1 protein-coding gene is annotated in these 1,482 nt (G+C 45.7%); it reads left to right on the top strand.

All coding sequences use genetic code 11. The annotated features are described in order from the left end of the window. Positions 1-1,482, top strand: a 1,482-nt coding sequence (locus AACM45_RS20240; RefSeq protein ID WP_339145021.1) for a condensation domain-containing protein, incomplete at both ends; no start/stop codon positions are given.

Here is a 1,482-nt window from a genome sequence, read left to right as displayed (position 1 = left end):
TGTAGGGACCAACGACGATTTTTTCAGGATAGGGGGGGATTCTATTTTGAGCATCCAGGTGTCCGGACGTATCAGACAGTTGGGCCTCAAATGCCAGGTAAAAGACATTTTTACCTTTAAAACAATCAGGGAACTGGCCAGACACCTTGGACAGGGCAATACCGAGGTGCCCATACAATCAGAACAAGGACTGCTGGAAGGTGCTTTGCCACTCTTGCCTATCCAGCAATGGTTTGTTCAACAAATCGAAAAGCAACTATTCGAACAACCTGACCATTGGAATCAAAGTTTTCTCATCAAGGTTCCTGAACTGGATGTTAGCAAATTCCCCGGACTCATCGAAAAGTTGGTTGCACATCATGACGTATTCAGGGTACGCTATATCAAAGGAAAAAACTGGAAGCAGTTTTATTCAAAGCAGATAGCATTGCCCGAACCAAATGTATTGGATATTGGAAGATATGGTCCAAAGGAGCTTCAATCAGCACTTACCCAATGGCAGAACCTATTTGATCTCGAACATGGGCCACTGTTCAGTATGGGATATTTATATGGCTATGAAGATGGGAGCGCCAGGATATTCTTGGCCATGCACCATATGATCGTTGATGGGGTCAGTTGGCGTATTTTGGCAGAAGATATCAAAACGCTCTATGAAGGAAAGGCCCTTCCTGCAAAAGGGAGCAGTTATAGACAATGGGGGCAAACCATACAGAACTATCCCCAGGACCACTCTGATGAGGAAGCATACTGGAAAGAACAAATCAGTAGTACACCATCATATGGGATATGGAAAGGCCAAGAGGGCAAATCCAGTATGGTATCCCTGGAACTGGACGAAACCCTGACCAAAGCCCTGCTGCAAAAAGCATCTGGGGCATATCATACAGAGATCAACGATTTGCTCTTAACCGCTTTGACCTATGCCCTGAGGGACATCAATGGCAACGACAGCCAGTCAATAACCCTCGAAGGGCATGGTAGGGAGGATCTGGATAATGGCATAGACCACAGTCGTACCATTGGCTGGTTCACCAGTATGTTCCCTATTCGGCTCCAACTAAACAAAACCATAGGGGAAAGTATCATATCGGTTAAGGAGACTTTACGGAAAGTGCCGAACAAAGGAATCGGGTTTGGGGCATTTGCCATTGATATCGATTCAACCCTCAACCATGGTGAGCTGCCCCCTGTCATCTTCAATTATCTGGGACAGTTCGATTCCAAACAGGGGGAATGGCAAATCGTAAGTGACGCGAGTGGAAGAAGTAGGAGCCCACTGAATACGGATGATAACCTCATAAACGTAAATGGGTCCATCACAAAGGGAAGACTGGGTTTTTCGGTGAAGACAAAACTGGGGAACCAAAAAACACAAGAGCTTGGGGACGCAATTGACGGGCACCTTAAAGAAATAATAGCACATTGTGTCGAAAAATTGGAGGAGCATGGCCCCACATATACACCAAGTGACTTCTATCA

It is taken from the genome of Croceitalea sp. MTPC5 (assembly GCF_036985505.1).
GTDB lineage: Bacteria > Bacteroidota > Bacteroidia > Flavobacteriales > Flavobacteriaceae > Croceitalea.
The sequence above is the reverse complement of the archived record's forward strand: the minus strand, read 5'-3'. Positions and strand labels throughout refer to the sequence as shown.